General features: G+C 66.5%; 19 protein-coding genes. All 19 read left to right on the forward strand.

Going from position 1 to position 20097, the window contains the following annotated elements; translation table 11 throughout:
• Positions 1-453: 453 nt before the first annotated feature.
• The 19 genes from rpoB (at position 454) to rplN (ending at position 20096) form a co-directional block, all read left to right on the forward strand.
• Complete coding sequence (rpoB, locus tag H8R17_RS30590) at positions 454-3939, forward strand: DNA-directed RNA polymerase subunit beta (RefSeq protein ID WP_187826468.1); 3486 nt, start codon at positions 454-456, stop codon at positions 3937-3939.
• A gap of 94 nt (positions 3940-4033) precedes the next feature.
• The gene (locus H8R17_RS30595; protein WP_187826469.1) at positions 4034-7933 is read left to right on the forward strand and encodes a DNA-directed RNA polymerase subunit beta'; all 3900 of its coding nucleotides are present in this window, start codon (positions 4034-4036) and stop codon (positions 7931-7933) included.
• A gap of 405 nt (positions 7934-8338) precedes the next feature.
• Positions 8339-8797 (forward strand): DUF1707 and DUF4190 domain-containing protein, encoded by a 459-nt coding sequence (locus H8R17_RS30600; protein ID WP_187826490.1) that lies wholly within the window; start codon positions 8339-8341, stop codon positions 8795-8797.
• Between the two features lie 361 nt (positions 8798-9158).
• On the forward strand, positions 9159-9530 hold the full coding sequence (rpsL, locus tag H8R17_RS30605) for a 30S ribosomal protein S12 (RefSeq protein WP_003948652.1): 372 nt from the start codon (positions 9159-9161) through the stop codon (positions 9528-9530).
• Between the two features lie 2 nt (positions 9531-9532).
• Complete coding sequence (gene rpsG / locus H8R17_RS30610) at positions 9533-10003, forward strand: 30S ribosomal protein S7 (protein WP_003998848.1); 471 nt, start codon at positions 9533-9535, stop codon at positions 10001-10003.
• A 39-nt stretch (positions 10004-10042) separates the two neighbouring features.
• On the forward strand, positions 10043-12169 hold the full coding sequence (gene fusA / locus H8R17_RS30615) for an elongation factor G (protein WP_187826470.1): 2127 nt from the start codon (positions 10043-10045) through the stop codon (positions 12167-12169).
• Between the two features lie 153 nt (positions 12170-12322).
• On the forward strand, positions 12323-13516 hold the full coding sequence (gene tuf / locus H8R17_RS30620; RefSeq protein WP_187826471.1) for an elongation factor Tu: 1194 nt from the start codon (positions 12323-12325) through the stop codon (positions 13514-13516).
• 695 nt (positions 13517-14211) lie between these two features.
• Positions 14212-14520, forward strand: a complete 309-nt coding sequence (gene rpsJ / locus H8R17_RS30625; RefSeq protein ID WP_003948644.1) for a 30S ribosomal protein S10 — start codon at positions 14212-14214, stop codon at positions 14518-14520.
• 18 nt (positions 14521-14538) lie between these two features.
• Positions 14539-15183 (forward strand): 50S ribosomal protein L3, encoded by a 645-nt coding sequence (gene rplC / locus H8R17_RS30630; RefSeq protein ID WP_187826472.1) that lies wholly within the window; start codon positions 14539-14541, stop codon positions 15181-15183.
• Between the two features lie 4 nt (positions 15184-15187).
• On the forward strand, positions 15188-15847 hold the full coding sequence (gene rplD, locus H8R17_RS30635; RefSeq protein ID WP_187826473.1) for a 50S ribosomal protein L4: 660 nt from the start codon (positions 15188-15190) through the stop codon (positions 15845-15847).
• The gene (gene rplW / locus H8R17_RS30640; RefSeq protein WP_187826474.1) at positions 15847-16266 is read left to right on the forward strand and encodes a 50S ribosomal protein L23; all 420 of its coding nucleotides are present in this window, start codon (positions 15847-15849) and stop codon (positions 16264-16266) included. The genes rplD and rplW overlap by 1 nt, the downstream gene beginning before the upstream one ends.
• Positions 16267-16319: 53 nt before the next feature.
• Entirely contained in the window at positions 16320-17156 is an 837-nt protein-coding gene (gene rplB / locus H8R17_RS30645) for a 50S ribosomal protein L2 (RefSeq protein ID WP_187826475.1), read from the forward strand.
• Positions 17157-17168: 12 nt separating this feature from the next.
• Entirely contained in the window at positions 17169-17450 is a 282-nt protein-coding gene (rpsS, locus tag H8R17_RS30650) for a 30S ribosomal protein S19 (protein WP_007384069.1), read from the forward strand.
• 40 nt (positions 17451-17490) lie between these two features.
• Positions 17491-17838 carry a 50S ribosomal protein L22 gene (rplV, locus tag H8R17_RS30655; protein WP_003974262.1) on the forward strand — a complete coding sequence of 116 codons (348 nt, stop codon included), beginning with the start codon at positions 17491-17493 and terminating at the stop codon, positions 17836-17838.
• The gene (gene rpsC / locus H8R17_RS30660) at positions 17838-18671 is read left to right on the forward strand and encodes a 30S ribosomal protein S3 (protein WP_187826476.1); all 834 of its coding nucleotides are present in this window, start codon (positions 17838-17840) and stop codon (positions 18669-18671) included. Before rplV ends, rpsC begins: the two co-directional genes overlap by 1 nt.
• A 5-nt stretch (positions 18672-18676) precedes the next feature.
• Positions 18677-19096: a 50S ribosomal protein L16 gene (gene rplP, locus H8R17_RS30665; protein ID WP_187826477.1), complete on the forward strand. Its 420-nt coding sequence runs from the start codon at positions 18677-18679 to the stop codon at positions 19094-19096.
• The gene (gene rpmC / locus H8R17_RS30670; protein ID WP_007494763.1) at positions 19096-19320 is read left to right on the forward strand and encodes a 50S ribosomal protein L29; all 225 of its coding nucleotides are present in this window, start codon (positions 19096-19098) and stop codon (positions 19318-19320) included. The genes rplP and rpmC overlap by 1 nt, the downstream gene beginning before the upstream one ends.
• Positions 19320-19631, forward strand: coding sequence for a 30S ribosomal protein S17 (gene rpsQ / locus H8R17_RS30675; RefSeq protein WP_187826478.1), 312 nt, complete (start codon positions 19320-19322; stop codon positions 19629-19631). The genes rpmC and rpsQ overlap by 1 nt, the downstream gene beginning before the upstream one ends.
• 96 nt (positions 19632-19727) lie before the next feature.
• Positions 19728-20096, forward strand: coding sequence for a 50S ribosomal protein L14 (rplN, locus tag H8R17_RS30680; RefSeq protein WP_003998823.1), 369 nt, complete (start codon positions 19728-19730; stop codon positions 20094-20096).
• Position 20097 lies beyond the last annotated feature (1 nt).

Consider the following 20097-nt stretch of genomic DNA (forward strand, 5'->3'; position numbering starts at 1 on the left):
GTGATCTTCGTCGTGTCGCCGCAGGCATCCGGGTCCCCCTGGTGGCAACCGGTTTTGGGCATGGGGGGCCTTGACGAACCGCACGCAGCGCGCAATTCTCAGGACGCGTCGTCACAACAAGGATCCGAATCCGAGGCATGGATCGGCGACGAAGAGGGCAGTATCAACGTGCGTTGAGGGCAGGGCCTTGTCGCAGGTGTTGAGAACAACGAGGGCCAATGAGGGTCTCGACAACCCGCACTGGACATCAGTGTGCCAAGTGGCTACACTGACCCTTTGCGCTGCCTGTTAGCTGTCCCCTGCCCGTCACCAGGGGTCTGCCCTCACCCGAGCATCGAGAAACAGATCATCTCTGACTTGGTCCTTTGGCCAGATCAGACATCATCTGTCTCTGTGCGCGGGGGAGGGGCCGGTACGCGCGTAGTGAGTCCGAGCCCTCGGAAGGACCCCCTCTTGGCCGCCTCGCGCACTGCCTCGACCGCGAATACGAACAACGGCGCCAGCACCGCCCCGCTGCGCATCTCCTTTGCAAAGATCAAGGAGCCCCTTGAGGTTCCGAACCTTCTCGCGTTGCAAACCGAGAGCTTCGACTGGCTGCTCGGCAACGACGTGTGGAAGGCTCGTGTCGAGGAGGCTCTGGAGTCCGGTCAGGACGTCCCCACCAAGTCCGGTCTGGAGGAGATCTTCGAGGAGATCTCCCCGATCGAGGACTTCAGCGGGTCGATGTCGCTGACCTTCCGCGACCACCGCTTCGAGCCGCCGAAGAACTCGATCGACGAGTGCAAGGAGCGCGACTTCACGTACGCCGCCCCGCTCTTCGTCACGGCCGAGTTCACCAACAACGAGACCGGCGAGATCAAGTCCCAGACCGTCTTCATGGGCGACTTCCCGCTCATGACGAACAAGGGCACCTTCGTCATCAACGGCACCGAGCGTGTCGTGGTGTCGCAGCTGGTCCGTTCCCCCGGTGTCTACTTCGACTCCACCATCGACAAGACGTCCGACAAGGACATCTTCTCCGCCAAGGTCATCCCGTCCCGTGGTGCCTGGCTGGAGATGGAGATCGACAAGCGCGACATGGTCGGCGTCCGCATCGACCGTAAGCGCAAGCAGTCCGTGACCGTCCTCCTCAAGGCGCTCGGCTGGACCACCGAGCAGATCCTGGAGGAGTTCGGCGAGTACGAGTCCATGCGCGCCACCCTGGAGAAGGACCACACCCAGGGCCAGGACGACGCGCTGCTCGACATCTACCGCAAGCTGCGCCCGGGCGAGCCCCCCACGCGTGAGGCCGCGCAGACGCTCCTCGAGAACCTGTACTTCAACCCCAAGCGCTACGACCTCGCCAAGGTCGGCCGCTACAAGGTCAACAAGAAGCTGGGTACGGACACCCCGCTGGACGCGGGCATCCTGACCGTCGAGGACATCATCGCTTCGATCAAGTACCTGGTGAAGCTGCACGCCGGCGAGGTCGAGACCGTCGGCGACTCCGGTCGCACGATCCCGGTCGAGACCGACGACATCGACCACTTCGGCAACCGTCGTATCCGCAGTGTCGGCGAGCTGATCCAGAACCAGGTCCGTACGGGTCTCGCCCGTATGGAGCGCGTCGTGCGCGAGCGCATGACCACCCAGGACGTCGAGGCGATCACGCCGCAGACCCTGATCAACATCCGGCCGGTCGTCGCCTCCATCAAGGAGTTCTTCGGCACCAGCCAGCTGTCCCAGTTCATGGACCAGAACAACCCGCTGTCGGGGCTGACGCACAAGCGTCGTCTCAACGCCCTCGGCCCGGGTGGTCTCTCCCGTGAGCGGGCCGGCTTCGAGGTCCGTGACGTGCACCCCTCGCACTACGGCCGGATGTGCCCGATCGAGACGCCGGAAGGCCCGAACATCGGTCTGATCGGCTCGCTGGCCTCCTACGGCCGGGTCAACGCGTTCGGCTTCATCGAGACGCCGTACCGCAAGGTCGTCGAGGGCCAGGTCACCGACGAGGTCGACTACCTCACCGCCGACGAGGAGGACCGCTTCGTCATCGCGCAGGCCAACGCGCCGCTGACGGACGACCTCCGCTTCGCCGAGGCCCGCGTGCTGGTCCGCCGCAAGGGCGGCGAGGTCGACTACGTCGGCGGCTCCGACGTGGACTACATGGACGTCTCGCCGCGCCAGATGGTGTCGGTCGCGACCGCCATGATCCCCTTCCTGGAGCACGACGACGCCAACCGTGCCCTCATGGGCGCGAACATGATGCGTCAGGCCGTGCCGCTGATCAAGTCCGAGTCCCCGCTCGTCGGCACCGGCATGGAGTACCGCTCCGCGGTCGACGCCGGCGACGTGGTCAAGGCGGAGAAGGCGGGTGTGGTCCAGGAGGTCTCCGCGGACTACATCACCACCGCCAACGACGACGGCACGTACATCACGTACCGCCTGGCCAAGTTCTCCCGGTCCAACCAGGGCACCTCGGTCAACCAGAAGGTCATCGTCCAGGAGGGCGACCGGATCATCGAGGGCCAGGTCCTGGCCGACGGTCCGGCCACCCAGAACGGCGAGATGGCGCTGGGCAAGAACCTGCTGGTCGCCTTCATGCCGTGGGAGGGTCACAACTACGAGGACGCGATCATCCTGTCGCAGCGCCTCGTGCAGGACGACGTCCTCTCCTCGATCCACATCGAGGAGCACGAGGTCGACGCCCGTGACACCAAGCTCGGCCCCGAGGAGATCACCCGGGACATCCCGAACGTCTCCGAGGAGGTCCTCGCCGACCTCGACGAGCGCGGCATCATCCGTATCGGTGCCGAGGTCATCGCCGGTGACATCCTCGTCGGCAAGGTCACGCCCAAGGGTGAGACCGAGCTGACGCCCGAGGAGCGTCTGCTGCGCGCGATCTTCGGTGAGAAGGCCCGTGAGGTCCGTGACACCTCGCTGAAGGTGCCGCACGGCGAGACCGGCAAGGTCATCGGTGTGCGCGTCTTCGACCGCGAGGAGGGCGACGAGCTTCCCCCCGGTGTGAACCAGCTGGTGCGCGTGTACGTCGCGCAGAAGCGCAAGATCACCGACGGTGACAAGCTCGCCGGCCGCCACGGCAACAAGGGCGTCATCTCGAAGATCCTGCCGATCGAGGACATGCCGTTCCTGGAGGACGGCACCCCGGTCGACATCATCCTCAACCCGCTGGGTGTGCCGTCCCGAATGAACCCGGGACAGGTCTTGGAGATCCACCTCGGCTGGCTCGCTAGCCAGGGCTGGGACGTCTCCGGCCTGGCGGACGAGTGGGCGCAGCGCCTGCAGGGCATCGGCGCCGACTCGGTTCCGGCGCGGACCAACGTCGCGACCCCGGTCTTCGACGGTGCCCGCGAGGACGAGCTGGCCGGTCTGCTCGAGCACACCCTGCCGAACCGCGACGGCGACCGCCTGGTCCTCCCGTCCGGCAAGGCGCGGCTGTTCGACGGCCGATCCGGTGAGCCGTTCCCGGACCCGATCTCGGTCGGCTACATGTACATCCTGAAGCTGCACCACCTGGTCGACGACAAGCTGCACGCCCGCTCGACCGGTCCGTACTCGATGATCACCCAGCAGCCGCTGGGTGGTAAGGCCCAGTTCGGTGGCCAGCGCTTCGGCGAGATGGAGGTGTGGGCCCTCGAGGCCTACGGCGCCGCCTACGCCCTCCAGGAGCTGCTGACCATCAAGTCCGACGACGTCACCGGCCGCGTGAAGGTCTACGAGGCCATCGTCAAGGGCGAGAACATCCCCGAGCCCGGCATCCCCGAGTCCTTCAAGGTGCTCATCAAGGAGATGCAGTCCCTGTGCCTCAACGTGGAGGTGCTGTCCTCGGACGGCATGTCCATCGAGATGCGCGACACCGACGAGGATGTCTTCCGCGCTGCGGAGGAGCTTGGCATCGACCTGTCCCGGCGTGAGCCGAGCAGCGTCGAAGAGGTCTGACGGGAGTCCGGCGGCCTTCGCCATGAAGGCCGCCGGCCCCAGGACCCCCGTATCAGACCCCATGACTTACAACCCTGAGAGGGATTGACGCATAGTGCTCGACGTCAACTTCTTCGACGAGCTCCGGATCGGTCTGGCCACCGCTGACGACATCCGTCAGTGGAGCCACGGCGAGGTCAAGAAGCCCGAGACGATCAACTACCGCACGCTCAAGCCCGAAAAGGACGGACTCTTCTGCGAGAAGATCTTCGGTCCGACCCGGGACTGGGAGTGCTACTGCGGCAAGTACAAGCGCGTCCGGTTCAAGGGCATCATCTGTGAGCGCTGCGGCGTCGAGGTGACTCGCGCCAAGGTGCGCCGTGAGCGGATGGGCCACATCGAGCTGGCCGCTCCCGTCACGCACATCTGGTACTTCAAGGGTGTCCCGAGCCGCCTGGGCTACCTGCTCGACCTGGCTCCCAAGGACCTCGAGAAGGTCATCTACTTCGCCGCGTACATGATCACGTACGTCGACGAGGAGCGCCGTACGCGCGACCTGCCCTCGCTGGAGGCCCACGTCTCCGTCGAGCGCCAGCAGATCGAGCAGCGCCGCGACGCCGACCTGGAGGCCCGCGCCAAGAAGCTCGAGTCCGACCTGGCCGAGCTGGAGGCCGAGGGCGCCAAGGCCGACGTGCGCCGCAAGGTGCGCGAGGGTGCCGAGCGTGAGATGAAGCAGCTGCGCGACCGTGCGCAGCGCGAGATCGACCGGCTCGACGAGGTGTGGACCCGGTTCAAGAACCTCAAGGTCCAGGACCTCGAGGGCGACGAGCTGCTCTACCGCGAGCTGCGGGACCGCTTCGGCACGTACTTCGACGGTTCGATGGGTGCCGCGGCGCTGCAGAAGCGCCTGGAGTCCTTCGACCTCGACGAGGAGGCCGAGAAGCTCCGCGAGATCATCCGCACCGGCAAGGGCCAGAAGAAGACCCGCGCCCTGAAGCGGCTGAAGGTCGTGTCTGCCTTCCTGCAGACCTCCAACAGCCCCAAGGGCATGGTCCTCGACTGCGTACCGGTCATCCCGCCGGACCTGCGTCCGATGGTGCAGCTGGACGGTGGCCGCTTCGCGACCTCCGACCTGAACGACCTGTACCGCCGTGTGATCAACCGCAACAACCGTCTGAAGAGGCTGCTCGACCTCGGCGCGCCCGAGATCATCGTCAACAACGAGAAGCGCATGCTTCAGGAGGCCGTTGACGCCCTCTTCGACAACGGTCGTCGCGGCCGCCCGGTGACCGGTCCCGGTAACCGCCCGCTGAAGTCCCTCAGCGACATGCTGAAGGGTAAGCAGGGCCGCTTCCGTCAGAACCTGCTCGGAAAGCGTGTCGACTACTCGGCGCGTTCCGTGATCGTCGTCGGTCCGCAGCTGAAGCTGCACCAGTGCGGTCTGCCGAAGGCGATGGCGCTGGAGCTCTTCAAGCCGTTCGTGATGAAGCGCCTGGTCGACCTGAACCACGCGCAGAACATCAAGAGCGCCAAGCGCATGGTCGAGCGCGGCCGTACGGTCGTGTACGACGTGCTGGAAGAGGTCATCGCGGAGCACCCGGTTCTGCTGAACCGTGCGCCCACGCTGCACCGCCTCGGCATCCAGGCCTTCGAGCCGCAGCTGGTCGAGGGCAAGGCCATCCAGATCCACCCGCTCGTCTGCACCGCGTTCAACGCGGACTTCGACGGTGACCAGATGGCCGTGCACCTGCCGCTGTCCGCGGAGGCGCAGGCCGAGGCCCGCATCCTGATGCTGTCCTCGAACAACATCCTCAAGCCGGCCGACGGCCGTCCGGTGACGATGCCGACCCAGGACATGGTCCTCGGTCTGTTCTTCCTCACCACCGACGGCGAGATGCGCGACCTCAAGGGCGAGGGCCGTTCCTTCGCCTCCGTCGCCGAGGCGATCATGGCCTTCGACGCGGGGGAGCTGTCGCTCCAGTCGAAGATCGACGTCCGCTTCCCGGTCGGCACCATCCCTCCGCGTGGCTGGACCCCGCCGGCGCGCGAGGAGGGCGAGCCCGAGTGGCAGCAGGGTGACAGCTTCCGGCTGAACACCACCCTTGGCCGTGCGCTCTTCAACGAGCTGCTGCCCGAGGACTACCCGTTCGTCGACTACGAGGTCGGCAAGAAGCAGCTCTCCGAGATCGTCAACGACCTCGCCGAGCGCTACCCGAAGGTCATCGTGGCGGCGACGCTCGACAACCTGAAGGCGGCCGGCTTCTACTGGGCCACCCGTTCCGGCGTCACCGTCGCCATCTCCGACGTCGTCGTTCCCGACGCGAAGAAGGCGATCGTCGCCGGTTACGAGGCGCAGGACGAGAAGGTCCAGAAGCAGTACGAGCGCGGTCTGATCACCAAGGACGAGCGCACGCAGGAGCTCATCGCGATCTGGACGAAGGCGACCAACGAGGTCGCCGAGGCGATGAACGACAACTTCCCGAAGACCAACCCGATCTTCATGATGGTGAACTCGGGCGCCCGAGGGAACATGATGCAGATGCGTCAGATCGCCGGTATGCGCGGTCTGGTGTCCAACGCCAAGAACGAGACCATCCCGCGGCCTATCAAGGCGTCGTTCCGTGAGGGCCTCTCCGTGCTGGAGTACTTCATCTCCACGCACGGCGCCCGTAAGGGTCTGGCGGACACCGCCCTGCGTACCGCCGACTCGGGTTACCTCACCCGTCGTCTGGTCGACGTCTCGCAGGACGTCATCATCCGTGAGGAGGACTGCGGCACCGACCGCGGCCTGCGCCTGCGGATCGCGGAGCGGGACGCGGCGGGCAACCTGATCAAGGCGGACAACGTCGAGACCAGCGTGTACGCACGTGCGCTGGCCGAGGACATCGTCGCCGACGGCAAGGTGCTGGCCCCGGCCAACACCGACCTGGGCGACGTCCTCATCGACGAGCTGGTGAAGCACGGCATCGAGGAGGTCAAGACCCGCTCGGTCCTGACCTGCGAGTCCGCGGTCGGCACGTGCGCCATGTGCTACGGCCGTTCGCTCGCCACCGGCAAGCTGGTCGACATCGGTGAGGCGGTCGGCATCATCGCCGCCCAGTCCATCGGTGAGCCCGGCACCCAGCTGACGATGCGTACCTTCCACACCGGTGGTGTGGCCGGTGACGACATCACCCAGGGTCTGCCGCGTGTCGTCGAGCTCTTCGAGGCCCGTACCCCGAAGGGTGTCGCCCCGATCTCCGAGGCCTCCGGCCGCGCCCGGATCGAGGAGACCGAGAAGACCAAGAAGATCGTCATCACCCCGGACGACGGCAGTGACGAGACGGCTTACCCGATCTCGAAGCGCGCCCGTCTCCTGGTCAGCGAGGGCGAGCACGTCGAGGTGGGCCAGAAGCTCACCGTGGGTGCCACCAACCCGCACGACGTGCTGCGCATCCTGGGCCAGCGCGCCGTCCAGGTCCACCTGGTCGGCGAGGTCCAGAAGGTGTACAACTCGCAGGGTGTGTCGATCCACGACAAGCACATCGAGATCATCATCCGGCAGATGCTGCGCCGCGTGACGATCATCGAGTCCGGCGACGCCGAGCTGCTGCCCGGCGAGCTGGTCGAGCGCTCGAAGTTCGAACACGAGAACCGTCGTGTGGTCCAGGAGGGCGGTCACCCGGCCTCCGGCCGTCCGCAGCTCATGGGTATCACCAAGGCCTCGCTGGCCACGGAGTCCTGGCTGTCGGCGGCGTCCTTCCAGGAGACGACCAGGGTCCTCACGGACGCGGCGATCAACGCCAAGTCCGACTCCCTGATCGGCCTCAAGGAGAACGTCATCATCGGAAAGCTCATCCCGGCCGGTACGGGCCTGTCCCGCTACCGCAACATCCGGGTCGAGCCGACCGAGGAAGCCAAGGCCGCGATGTACTCGGCCGTCGGCTACGACGACATCGACTACTCGCCGTTCGGCACGGGCTCCGGCCAGGCCGTGCCGCTGGAGGACTACGACTACGGTCCGTACAACCAGTAAGCGAGTCGCCTGACCGAAGGGCGGTCATCCTGTGGGGTGGCCGCCCTTCGGCGTGCCCGGATCTCTGCCGGTTCTGTGCCGGTCTCGTCGGTTCGGCGCATCATGGAGGGACTTCGGCGCATGATGGAGGGACTCCGGCGCTCCGGGAGGTGCTCCGTGTCGCAGTCGTCGTTTCAGCCGTGGCAGCCCTGGGGTCCGGGGCAGGGCCAAGGGCAGAGCCAGGGCCAAGGCCGGGGCCAGGGTCAGGGCCATGAGCAAGGGCATCGTCCGGGGGACGAGCAGGGGTATGGCCCGGTGCCCGGGCCGGGGTATGCGTACGGCCCGGAGCGGGATCGGTTCGTGCCGGCGTACGGGGCGGGGCATGTGCCGGTGCCGCGGCCCTGGGCGGAGGCCAGTGGGTCCTCGATGCTGGCCTCGCACGCCGACCGGGAACGGGCCGTGGACGTGTTGCGGGCCGGGTTCGGCGAGGGGCGGCTGGAGCAGGACGAGTTCGAGAAACGGGTGGCGCGGGCGTATGCCGCCCGTACGGTGGGGGAGTTGGCGCACATCGTCGCCGACCTGCCGCAGGGGCCCGTACCGCAGCCCAGCGCCGTACCGCGGACGTTCCTGCCGGCGCCGCGGCCGCAGACGAACGGGAAGGCGGTCGGAGCCGCGGTGTGCGGGCTGCTGTGCGTGCCGACCTTCGGGCTCACCGGGATACCGGCGATCGTGCTGGGGCACTCGGCACGCTCCGAGATGCGCCGTACCGGGGAGACCGGCGACGGGCTGGCGCTCACCGGGCTCGTCCTCGGCTGGATGTCGACCGCCGGCTGGGCGATCGTCATGACGCTGATGTTCGCGGTCGCCGTCGCGTCGGGGGGGTGATCGTGACGGCCGTGCGGAGGGCTGGGCGAAGATCGCCGGGGGCGCGGACTGACGTGCGAGGATCGCTCGGATGAAGATCGAATGTGGCGCGTGGTCTTGACACGAGCCGCTGGACAATGTGGGCGGCACCCATTTGTTTTGACCGCAGCGAATGCGATAGGTACGCTCAGACCTTGTGCCTGGGGTGTGCCTTGGCTCTCCTGCGTGCCTTCAACCGCTTAGAGAGCCGAAACCGGCCACCGTAATCTGCGCCTCTTTCTGCCGCTCGGCAGGAATCTGCGGGATTCGACACACCCGACCGCGTGGGTCGGCGACGTTCCAGGTTAGCTGTACCCATCGGCACACAGAAACCGGAGAAGTAGTGCCTACGATCCAGCAGCTGGTCCGCAAGGGCCGGCAGGACAAGGTCGAGAAGAACAAGACGCCCGCACTCGAGGGGTCCCCTCAGCGTCGTGGCGTCTGCACGCGTGTGTTCACGACCACCCCGAAGAAGCCGAACTCGGCCCTCCGCAAGGTCGCGCGTGTGCGTCTGACCAGCGGGATCGAGGTCACGGCCTACATTCCGGGTGAGGGGCACAACCTGCAGGAGCACTCGATCGTGCTCGTGCGCGGCGGCCGTGTGAAGGACCTGCCGGGTGTTCGCTACAAGATCATCCGCGGTTCCCTCGACACTCAGGGTGTCAAGAACCGCAAGCAGGCCCGCAGCCGCTACGGCGCCAAGAAGGAGAAGTAAGAATGCCTCGTAAGGGCCCCGCCCCGAAGCGCCCGGTCATCATCGACCCGGTCTACGGCTCTCCTCTGGTGACCTCCCTGATCAACAAGGTGCTGCTGAACGGCAAGCGCTCCACCGCCGAGCGCATCGTCTACGGCGCCATGGAGGGCCTGCGCGAGAAGACCGGCAACGACCCGGTCATCACGCTGAAGCGCGCTCTCGAGAACATCAAGCCGACCCTCGAGGTCAAGTCCCGCCGTGTCGGTGGTGCCACCTACCAGGTGCCGGTCGAGGTCAAGCCCGGCCGTGCCAACACCCTGGCGCTGCGCTGGCTGGTCGGTTACTCCCGCGCCCGTCGCGAGAAGACCATGACCGAGCGTCTGCTCAACGAGCTCCTCGACGCCAGCAACGGCCTCGGTGCCGCTGTGAAGAAGCGCGAGGACACGCACAAGATGGCCGAGTCCAACAAGGCCTTCGCGCACTACCGCTGGTAGTCGCAGACCCCATCGAGACCGAGAGAAGACGAAAGCCTTATGGCTACCACTTCGCTTGACCTGGCCAGGGTCCGCAACATCGGGATCATGGCCCACATCGACGCGGGCAAGACGACCACCACCGAGCGGATCCTGTTCTACACCGGCGTTTCGTACAAGATCGGTGAGGTCCACGACGGCGCTGCCACCATGGACTGGATGGAGCAGGAGCAGGAGCGTGGCATCACGATCACCTCTGCTGCCACCACCTGCCACTGGCCGCTGGAGAACGTCGACCACACCATCAACATCATCGACACGCCGGGTCACGTCGACTTCACCGTCGAGGTGGAGCGTTCCCTGCGTGTGCTCGACGGTGCCGTGACGGTGTTCGACGGCGTCGCCGGCGTCGAGCCCCAGTCCGAGACCGTGTGGCGTCAGGCGGACCGCTACGGCGTCCCGCGTATCTGCTTCGTCAACAAGCTCGACCGCACCGGTGCCGAGTTCCACCGCTGCGTCGACATGATCACCGACCGCCTGGGCGCGCAGCCGCTGGTCATGCAGATCCCGATCGGTGCCGAGGCCGACTTCAAGGGCGTTGTGGACCTGGTCCGCATGAAGGCCCTGGTCTGGTCCGCCGAGGCGACCAAGGGCGAGATGTACGACACCGTCGACATCCCGGCCACGCACGCCGAGGCCGCCGAGGAGTGGCGCGGCAAGCTGCTGGAGGCCGTCGCCGAGAACGACGAAGAGCTGATGGAGCTGTACCTGGAGGGCGAGGAGCCCACCGAGGAGCAGCTGTACGCGGCGATCCGCCGTATCACCATCGCCTCCGGCAAGGGCTCCGGCACCACGGTGACCCCGGTCTTCTGCGGCACCGCCTTCAAGAACAAGGGCGTTCAGCCGCTGCTCGACGCGGTCGTGCGCTACCTGCCGTCCCCGGTCGACATCGAGGCCATCGAGGGCCACGACGTCAAGGACCCGGAGAAGGTCGTCGCGCGCAAGCCGTCCGACGAGGAGCCGCTTTCGGCGCTGGCGTTCAAGATCATGAGCGACCCGCACCTCGGCAAGCTCACCTTCGTCCGCGTGTACTCCGGCCGCCTGGTGTCCGGCACCGCCGTGCTGAACTCCGTCAAGGGCAAGAAGGAGCGCATCGGCAAGATCTACCGCATGCACGCGAACAAGCGTGAGGAGATCGAGTCGGTGGGCGCCGGCGACATCATCGCCGTCATGGGTCTGAAGCAGACCACGACCGGTGAGACGCTGTGCGACGACAAGCAGCCGGTGATCCTGGAGTCCATGGACTTCCCGGCGCCGGTCATCCAGGTCGCCATCGAGCCCAAGTCGAAGGGCGACCAGGAGAAGCTGGGCGTTGCGATCCAGCGCCTGGCCGAGGAGGACCCGTCCTTCCAGGTCCACTCGGACGAGGAGACCGGCCAGACCATCATCGGCGGTATGGGCGAGCTGCACCTCGAGGTGCTGGTCGACCGTATGAAGCGCGAGTTCAAGGTCGAGGCCAACGTCGGCAAGCCGCAGGTCGCGTACCGCGAGACGATCCGCAAGGCCGTCGAGAAGGTCGAGTACACCCACAAGAAGCAGACGGGTGGTACCGGCCAGTTCGGTAGGGTCATCATCGCGGTCGAGCCGATCGAGGGCGGCGACGCCTCCTACGAGTTCGTGAACAAGGTGACCGGTGGTCGCATCCCGAAGGAGTACATCCCTTCGGTCGACGCCGGCTGCCAGGAGGCCATGCAGTTCGGCATCCTCGCCGGTTACGAGATGACCGGTGTGCGCGTGACGCTGCTCGACGGTGCCTACCACGAGGTCGACTCCTCCGAGCTCGCGTTCAAGATCGCCGGGTCGCAGGCCTTCAAGGAGGCCGCGCGCAAGGCCAGCCCCGTACTGCTCGAGCCGATGATGGCCGTCGAGGTCACCACGCCCGAGGACTACATGGGTGACGTCATCGGCGACATCAACTCCCGCCGTGGCCAGATCCAGGCCATGGAGGAGCGGGCCGGTGCCCGCCTCGTGAAGGGTCTCGTGCCCCTGTCGGAGATGTTCGGCTACGTCGGAGACCTCCGCAGCAAGACGTCGGGTCGCGCAAGTTACTCGATGCAGTTCGACTCCTACGCCGAGGTTCCGCGGAACGTCGCCGAGGAGATCATCGCGAAGGCCAAGGGCGAGTAACGGAGCCCGTCTCCACGCCGTAGGCTTGACTCCGGAGCCTTGAGGGGCATTCGCCGCATTCCGGGTGAATGCCCCGGGCCCGGGCTTTATCAGCAAAGATCACCTGGCGCCGATGAAGTAAGGCGTACAGAACCACTCCACAGGAGGACCCCAGTGGCGAAGGCGAAGTTCGAGCGGACTAAGCCGCACGTCAACATCGGCACCATCGGTCACATCGACCACGGTAAGACCACCCTCACGGCGGCTATTACCAAGGTGCTGCACGACGCGTACCCGGACCTGAACGAGTCCACCCCGTTCGACAACATCGACAAGGCGCCCGAGGAGCGTCAGCGCGGTATCACCATCTCCATCGCGCACGTCGAGTACCAGACCGAGGCGCGTCACTACGCCCACGTCGACTGCCCGGGTCACGCGGACTACATCAAGAACATGATCACCGGTGCCGCCCAGATGGACGGCGCGATCCTGGTGGTCGCCGCGACCGACGGCCCGATGCCGCAGACCAAGGAGCACGTCCTCCTGGCCCGCCAGGTCGGCGTTCCCTACATCGTGGTCGCCCTGAACAAGGCCGACATGGTGGACGACGAGGAGATCCTGGAGCTCGTCGAGCTCGAGGTCCGTGAACTCCTCACCGAGTACGAGTTCCCGGGCGACGACGTTCCGGTCGTCAAGGTCTCCGCGCTGAAGGCGCTGGAGGGCGACAAGGAATGGTCGCAGTCCGTCCTGGAGCTCATGAACGCCGTCGACACCGCGATCCCGGAGCCGGAGCGCGACGTCGACAAGCCGTTCCTGATGCCGATCGAGGACGTCTTCACCATCACCGGTCGCGGTACGGTCGTCACCGGCCGTATCGAGCGCGGTGTGCTCAAGGTGAACGAGTCGGTCGACATCATCGGCATCAAGCAGGAGAAGACGACCACCACGGTCACCGGCATCGAGATGTTCCGCAAGCTGCTGGACGAGGGCCAGGCCGGTGAGAACGTCGGTCTCCTCCTCCGCGGTATCAAGCGCGAGGACGTCGAGCGCGGCCAGGTCATCATCAAGCCGAACACGGTGACCCCGCACACCGAGTTCGAGGCCCAGGCCTACATCCTGTCCAAGGACGAGGGTGGCCGCCACACGCCGTTCTTCAACAACTACCGCCCGCAGTTCTACTTCCGTACGACGGACGTGACCGGCGTCGTGACCCTCCCCGAGGGCACCGAGATGGTCATGCCGGGTGACAACACCGAGATGAAGGTGGAGCTCATCCAGCCCGTCGCCATGGAGGAGGGGCTGAAGTTCGCCATCCGCGAGGGTGGCCGGACCGTGGGCGCCGGCCAGGTCACCAAGATCGTCAAGTAAGTCCCCGGACTTGCTCGAGGGTCGTCCGACCTGACAAGGCCTGAAGGGGCTCGTACGACTTCGGTCGTCCGGGCCCCTTTGCCGTACCCGCCCGCGGGATGCGGATGCAGTTGGCCGCTTTCGGACACGGGACCGGAGAAAGGCCCAGGTTTCACCCGGACCAGGGCGAGCGAGCGAGGCCGAAACCGACCAACTGCGCCCCGTCACGCGCGGGGGAGACAGCCCCCGGTACGAGCACGACGCCCGGGGTCGAATCGCTGGGAGGAGTAACGTGGTCAGCCGCGCGAGCCGCCCCTGGTTTGACCCAGGTCACCTCGGGGGTATCCTCTCCGGCTCGATTGGCGTCGGCACCGCCCCATATGGCAGACTGTCCGAGTTGCTCGGTCGAGTGTTGATGCTGCGCGCCTCCCGCCGGGAGGACCGGAAGCGAGTCCCACAGTACTCGTCGTCTCCATGTGAGACGGACGTACGGGAATCTTTCGGGAAGCGTTGGTGCGGCACCGGCCAGGCGCCCGGTGGGCTTCTCGTCCCCGGCCAACGGTTCCGGCAGGGCCGTGTCCCCCAGCAGGGATGTTCGTACAAGGGGCATCTGTGTCAGCGGGAGTGCGACACGCCCGACCGCGTGGGTCGGAGGAGAAGGCAGACAGGAACATCGGGTTCCAGAGCGTAAAGAGAGACAGGACTACGAAGTAGCCATGGCGGGACAGAAGATCCGCATCCGGCTCAAGGCCTACGACCACGAGGTCATCGACAGCTCGGCGAAGAAGATCGTCGAGACGGTGACCCGCACTGGTGCGTCGGTCGCGGGCCCGGTGCCGCTGCCCACTGAGAAGAACGTGTACTGCGTCATCAAGTCGCCGCACAAGTACAAGGACTCGCGCGAGCACTTCGAGATGCGCACGCACAAGCGCCTGATCGACATCCTCGACCCGACCCCCAAGACCGTTGACTCTCTGATGCGACTCGACCTCCCGGCCGGTGTCGACATCGAGATCAAGCTCTGAGGCGCGGTGATCTGAGTAATGACCAGGCAGATCAAGGGCATCCTGGGCGAGAAGCTCGGCATGACGCAGGTCTGGGACGAGAACAACCGTGTCGTCCCGGTGACCGTCGTCAAGGCCGGACCCAACGTCGTCACCCAGGTGCGTAAGAACGACGTCGACGGCTACGAGTCCGTCCAGATCGCCTTCGGCGAGATCGACCCGCGCAAGGTGAACAAGCCCCTCAAGGGCCACTTCGCCAAGGCCGACGTCACCCCCCGTCGTCACCTCGTCGAGATCCGCACCGCGGACGCCTCCGAGTACACGCTGGGCCAGGAGATCACCGCTCAGGTGTTCGAGGCCGGCGTGAAGGTCGACGTGACCGGCAAGAGCAAGGGCAAGGGCTTCGCCGGTGTCATGAAGCGCCACAACTTCGGTGGCCTCGGCGCCGGGCACGGTACCCAGCGCAAGCACCGCTCTCCCGGTTCCATCGGTGGCTGCGCCACCCCGGGCCGTGTGTTCAAGGGCCTCCGCATGGCGGGTCGTATGGGCAACGAGCGGGTCACCACCCAGAACCTGACCGTCCACGCCGTTGACGCGGAGAAGGGTCTGCTGCTCATCAAGGGCGCGGTTCCCGGTCCGAACGGCGGCCTCGTCCTGGTCCGCACCGCGGCCAAGGGGGCCTGAGGTAATGAGCACTGTTGACATCCTTTCGCCTGCCGGCGAGAAGGCCGGTACCGTCGAGCTCCCCGCGGAGATCTTCGGTGTGGAGAAGGTCAGCATCCCGCTGATCCACCAGGTCGTCGTCGCGCAGAACGCCGCTGCCCGCCAGGGCACGCACAAGACCAAGACCCGCGGTGAAGTCCGCGGTGGCGGCAAGAAGCCGTACCGCCAGAAGGGCACCGGCCGCGCCCGTCAGGGTTCGACCCGCGCCCCGCAGTTCGCCGGTGGTGGCGTCGTCCACGGCCCGCAGCCGCGTGACTACTCGCAGCGGACCCCGAAGAAGATGAAGGCCGCGGCCCTGCGCCACGCCCTCACCGACCGGGCCCGCCACAACCGCATCCACGTCGTCTCCGGCGTGGTCGAGGGCGAGACCCCCTCCACGAAGGCCGCCAAGTCGCTGTTCGGCAAGATCTCGGAGCGCAAGAACCTGCTCCTGGTCGTCGACCGCGCCGACGAGGCCGCGTGGCTGTCCGCCCGCAACCTGCCCCAGGTCCACATCCTGGAGCCGGGCCAGCTGAACACGTACGACGTTCTCGTCTCGGACGACGTGGTCTTCACCAAGGCCGCTTTCGAGTCCTTCGTCGCCGGCCCGAACAAGGCCAACGACACCGAAGGGAGCGAGGCCTGATGGCTGCACGTCACCCCTCCATCGCCTCGAAGGCCGCCAAGAAGGCCAAGGAGGCGCGGCTGAAGAAGGCGCGCCGCCACGCCACCGAGGGCAAGAACACCGTCGTCACCCCGGCGAGCAAGGCGTACACGGACCCCCGTGACGTCCTGGTCAAGCCGGTCGTGTCCGAGAAGAGCTACGCGCTCCTCGACGAGAACAAGTACACGTTCGTCGTCGACCCGCGTGCCAACAAGACCCAGATCAAGCAGGCCGTCGAGACGGTCTTCGAGGTCAAGGTCACCGGGGTCAACACGATCAACCGCCAGGGCAAGCGCAAGCGGACCCGCACCGGCTTCGGCCAGCGTGCGTCCACCAAGCGCGCGATCGTGACCCTCGCCGAGGGCGACCGTATCGACATCTTCGGCGGTCCGACCTCCTGACCGGAGGTCTGGAGCGTCCAGATTTCGGAAGAACTTCCGAGGACTGAGAGACAATGGGTATCCGCAAGTACAAGCCGACGACTCCTGGCCGTCGTGGCGCCAGCGTCGCCGACTTCGTCGAGGTCACGCGGTCCACGCCGGAGAAGTCGCTGGTCCGTCCCCTGCACAGCAAGGGCGGCCGTAACAATTCCGGTCGTGTGACCGTGCGCCACCAGGGTGGTGGCCACAAGCGCGCCTACCGCGTGATCGACTTCCGTCGGCACGACAAGGACGGCGTGCCGGCGAAGGTCGCGCACATCGAGTACGACCCCAACCGCACCGCGCGCATCGCGCTGCTGCACTACGCGGACGGCGAGAAGCGTTACATCCTCGCGCCGCGTGGCCTCAGCCAGGGCGACCGCGTCGAGAACGGCCCCGGGGCCGACATCAAGCCGGGCAACAACCTCGCCCTGCGCAACATCCCGGTCGGTACGACGCTGCACGCCATCGAGCTGCGTCCCGGCGGCGGCGCGAAGTTCGCCCGCTCCGCCGGCGCCTCGGTGCAGCTGCTCGCGAAGGAGGGCCAGATGGCCCACCTGCGCATGCCGTCCGGTGAGATCCGCCTGGTCGACGTGCGCTGCCGCGCCACCGTCGGCGAGGTCGGCAACGCCGAGCAGAGCAACATCAACTGGGGCAAGGCGGGCCGCAAGCGGTGGCTGGGCGTTCGCCCGACCGTCCGTGGTGTGGTCATGAACCCGGTTGACCACCCGCACGGTGGTGGTGAGGGCCGGACCTCCGGTGGTCGCCACCCCGTGTCCCCGTGGGGCCAGAAGGAAGGCCGTACTCGTTCGCCCAAGAAGGCGTCGAACAAGTACATCGTCCGCCGCCGCAAGACGAACAAGAAGCGCTAAGGACGGGTTGAGATGCCTCGTAGCCTGAAGAAGGGACCCTTCGTCGACGACCACCTGATCAAGAAGGTGGACGCCCAGAACGAAGCCGGTTCCAAGAACGTCATCAAGACCTGGTCCCGTCGCTCGATGATCGTCCCGGCCATGCTCGGCCACACGATCGCGGTGCACAACGGCAAGACCCACATCCCGGTGTTCGTCACCGAGTCGATGGTCGGCCACAAGCTCGGCGAGTTCTCGCCGACCCGCACCTTCCGGGGCCACGTCAAGGACGACCGGAAGTCGAAGCGCCGCTAAGCGGATCGCATTCAGACAGAGAAAACCTGAAGGGACAACCATGGAAGCCAGGGCCCAGGCGCGGTACATCCGCGTCACGCCCATGAAGGCCCGCCGCGTGGTGGACCTCATCCGTGGCATGGACGCCACGGAGGCCCAGGCGGTCCTGCGATTCGCTCCGCAGGCCGCCTCCGTGCCGGTCGGCAAGGTGCTCGACAGCGCCATTGCCAACGCCGCGCACAACTACGACCACACCGACGCCGACAGCCTCTTCATCTCCGAGGCGTACGTCGACGAGGGCCCGACCCTGAAGCGGTTCCGGCCGCGCGCCCAGGGCCGTGCCTACCGGATCCGCAAGCGGACCAGCCACATCACCGTGGTCGTCAGCAGCAAGGAAGGAACCCGGTAATGGGCCAGAAGGTAAACCCGCATGGGTTCCGGCTCGGTGTCACCACCGACTTCAAGTCGCGCTGGTACGCCGACAAGCTGTACAAGGACTACGTCAAGGAAGACGTCGCCATCCGCCGGATGATGACGTCCGGCATGGAGCGCGCCGGCATCTCCAAGGTGGAGATCGAGCGCACCCGTGACCGCGTCCGCGTCGACATCCACACCGCGCGTCCGGGCATCGTCATCGGCCGCCGTGGCGCCGAGGCCGACCGCATCCGCGGCGACCTCGAGAAGCTCACGGGCAAGCAGGTCCAGCTGAACATCCTCGAGGTCAAGAACCCCGAGACCGACGCTCAGCTGGTCGCCCAGGCCGTCGCCGAGCAGCTGTCCTCCCGCGTCTCGTTCCGCCGCGCCATGCGCAAGAGCATGCAGTCGGCGATGAAGGCGGGCGCCAAGGGCATCAAGATCCAGTGCGGTGGCCGCCTCGGCGGCGCCGAGATGTCCCGCTCGGAGTTCTACCGCGAGGGCCGCGTGCCCCTGCACACGCTCCGCGCGAACGTCGACTACGGCTTCTTCGAGGCCAAGACGACCTTCGGCCGCATCGGTGTGAAGGTCTGGATCTACAAGGGCGACGTCAAGAACATCGCCGAGGTCCGTGCCGAGAACGCTGCCGCCCGTGCGGGTAACCGCCCGGCCCGCGGTGGCGCCGACCGCCCGGCCCGTGGTGGCCGCGGTGGCGAGCGGCGCGGTCGCAAGCCGCAGCAGCAGGCTCCCGCCGCCGAGGCCCCCAAGGCTGAGTCCTCGGCGGCCCCCGCAGCTGCTCCGGCTGAGAGCACCGGAACGGAGGCCTGACCGACATGCTGATCCCCCGTAGGGTCAAGCACCGCAAGCAGCACCACCCGAAGCGCAACGGCATGTCCAAGGGTGGCACGCAGGTTGCGTTCGGCGAGTACGGCATCCAGGCGATGACCCCGGCATACGTGACGAACCGTCAGATCGAGGCCGCTCGTATCGCCATGACGCGTCACATCAAGCGTGGTGGCAAGGTCTGGATCAACATCTACCCGGACCGTCCGCTCACCAAGAAGCCCGCCGAGACCCGCATGGGTTCCGGTAAGGGTTCTCCGGAGTGGTGGATCGCCAACGTCAAGCCCGGACGCGTGATGTTCGAGCTGTCGTACCCCAACGAGAAGATCGCCCGTGAGGCGCTGACGCGTGCGGCCCACAAGCTGCCGATGAAGTGCCGGATCGTCAAGCGCGAGGCAGGTGAAGCGTGATGTCGGCCGGTACCAAGGCGTCCGAGCTGCGCGAGCTGGGCAACGAGGAGCTTCTGGCGAAGCTCCGCGAGGCCAAGGAAGAGCTGTTCAACCTCCGCTTCCAGGCGGCGACGGGCCAGCTCGAGAATCACGGTCGGCTGAAGGCCGTTCGTAAGGACATCGCGCGGATCTACACCCTGATGCGTGAGCGCGAGCTGGGCATCGAGACGGTGGAGAACGCCTGATGAGCGAGAGCAACGTGACAGAGACTGCAAACCAGAGCGGCTCCGCCGCGGGGACGGAGCAGCGCGGCTTCCGCAAGACCCGCGAGGGTTACGTCGTCAGCGACAAGATGGACAAGACCGTCGTCGTCGCCGTCGAGGACCACGTCAAGCACGCGCTGTACGGCAAGGTCATCCGCCGTACGAACAAGCTCAAGGCGCACGACGAGCAGAACGCCGCGGGTGTCGGCGACCGCGTCCTCCTCATGGAGACCCGGCCGCTGTCCGCGACCAAGCGCTGGCGCGTCGTCGAGATCCTCGAGAAGGCCAAGTAATTACTGCGGGGCAAACCCCGCAGGTCAGTTCCGCCAGGCTCCGGGGGACCGCGATGAGCGGCCCCCGGGGAACCGGCAGACGATCAGGAGATAGACGTGATCCAGCAGGAGTCGCGACTGCGTGTCGCCGACAACACTGGTGCGAAGGAGATCCTTTGCATCCGTGTGCTCGGCGGCTCCGGTCGCCGCTACGCGGGTATCGGTGACGTCATCGTCGCCACCGTCAAGGACGCGATCCCCGGTGGCAACGTGAAGAAGGGTGACGTCGTCAAGGCGGTCATCGTTCGCACCGTTAAGGAGCGCCGTCGTCCGGACGGCTCGTACATCCGCTTCGACGAGAACGCCGCCGTCATTCTGAAGAACGACGGCGACCCTCGCGGCACCCGTATCTTCGGCCCGGTGGGCCGTGAGCTGCGCGAGAAGAAGTTCATGAAGATCATCTCCCTCGCGCCGGAGGTGCTGTGAG

It is taken from the genome of Streptomyces sp. TRM68367, from assembly GCF_014495685.1.
Taxonomy (GTDB): domain Bacteria; phylum Actinomycetota; class Actinomycetes; order Streptomycetales; family Streptomycetaceae; genus Streptomyces.

What these genes read in the sequence shown, in the direction of transcription:
- rplD (WP_187826473.1), top strand. Translation starts at nt 15,188, where the DNA reads ATGAGCACTGTTGACATCCTTTCGCCTGCCGGCGAGAAGGCCGGTACC.
- rpsC (WP_187826476.1), top strand. Translation starts at nt 17,838, where the DNA reads ATGGGCCAGAAGGTAAACCCGCATGGGTTCCGGCTCGGTGTCACCACC.
- rplW (WP_187826474.1), top strand. Translation starts at nt 15,847, where the DNA reads ATGGCTGCACGTCACCCCTCCATCGCCTCGAAGGCCGCCAAGAAGGCC.
- rplP (WP_187826477.1), top strand. Translation starts at nt 18,677, where the DNA reads ATGCTGATCCCCCGTAGGGTCAAGCACCGCAAGCAGCACCACCCGAAG.
- rplV (WP_003974262.1), top strand. Translation starts at nt 17,491, where the DNA reads ATGGAAGCCAGGGCCCAGGCGCGGTACATCCGCGTCACGCCCATGAAG.
- rpsJ (WP_003948644.1), top strand. Translation starts at nt 14,212, where the DNA reads ATGGCGGGACAGAAGATCCGCATCCGGCTCAAGGCCTACGACCACGAG.
- fusA (WP_187826470.1), top strand. Translation starts at nt 10,043, where the DNA reads ATGGCTACCACTTCGCTTGACCTGGCCAGGGTCCGCAACATCGGGATC.
- rpsQ (WP_187826478.1), top strand. Translation starts at nt 19,320, where the DNA reads ATGAGCGAGAGCAACGTGACAGAGACTGCAAACCAGAGCGGCTCCGCC.
- H8R17_RS30600 (WP_187826490.1), top strand. Translation starts at nt 8,339, where the DNA reads ATGCTGGCCTCGCACGCCGACCGGGAACGGGCCGTGGACGTGTTGCGG.
- rpsG (WP_003998848.1), top strand. Translation starts at nt 9,533, where the DNA reads ATGCCTCGTAAGGGCCCCGCCCCGAAGCGCCCGGTCATCATCGACCCG.
- rplC (WP_187826472.1), top strand. Translation starts at nt 14,539, where the DNA reads ATGACCAGGCAGATCAAGGGCATCCTGGGCGAGAAGCTCGGCATGACG.
- rpmC (WP_007494763.1), top strand. Translation starts at nt 19,096, where the DNA reads ATGTCGGCCGGTACCAAGGCGTCCGAGCTGCGCGAGCTGGGCAACGAG.
- rpsS (WP_007384069.1), top strand. Translation starts at nt 17,169, where the DNA reads ATGCCTCGTAGCCTGAAGAAGGGACCCTTCGTCGACGACCACCTGATC.
- rplB (WP_187826475.1), top strand. Translation starts at nt 16,320, where the DNA reads ATGGGTATCCGCAAGTACAAGCCGACGACTCCTGGCCGTCGTGGCGCC.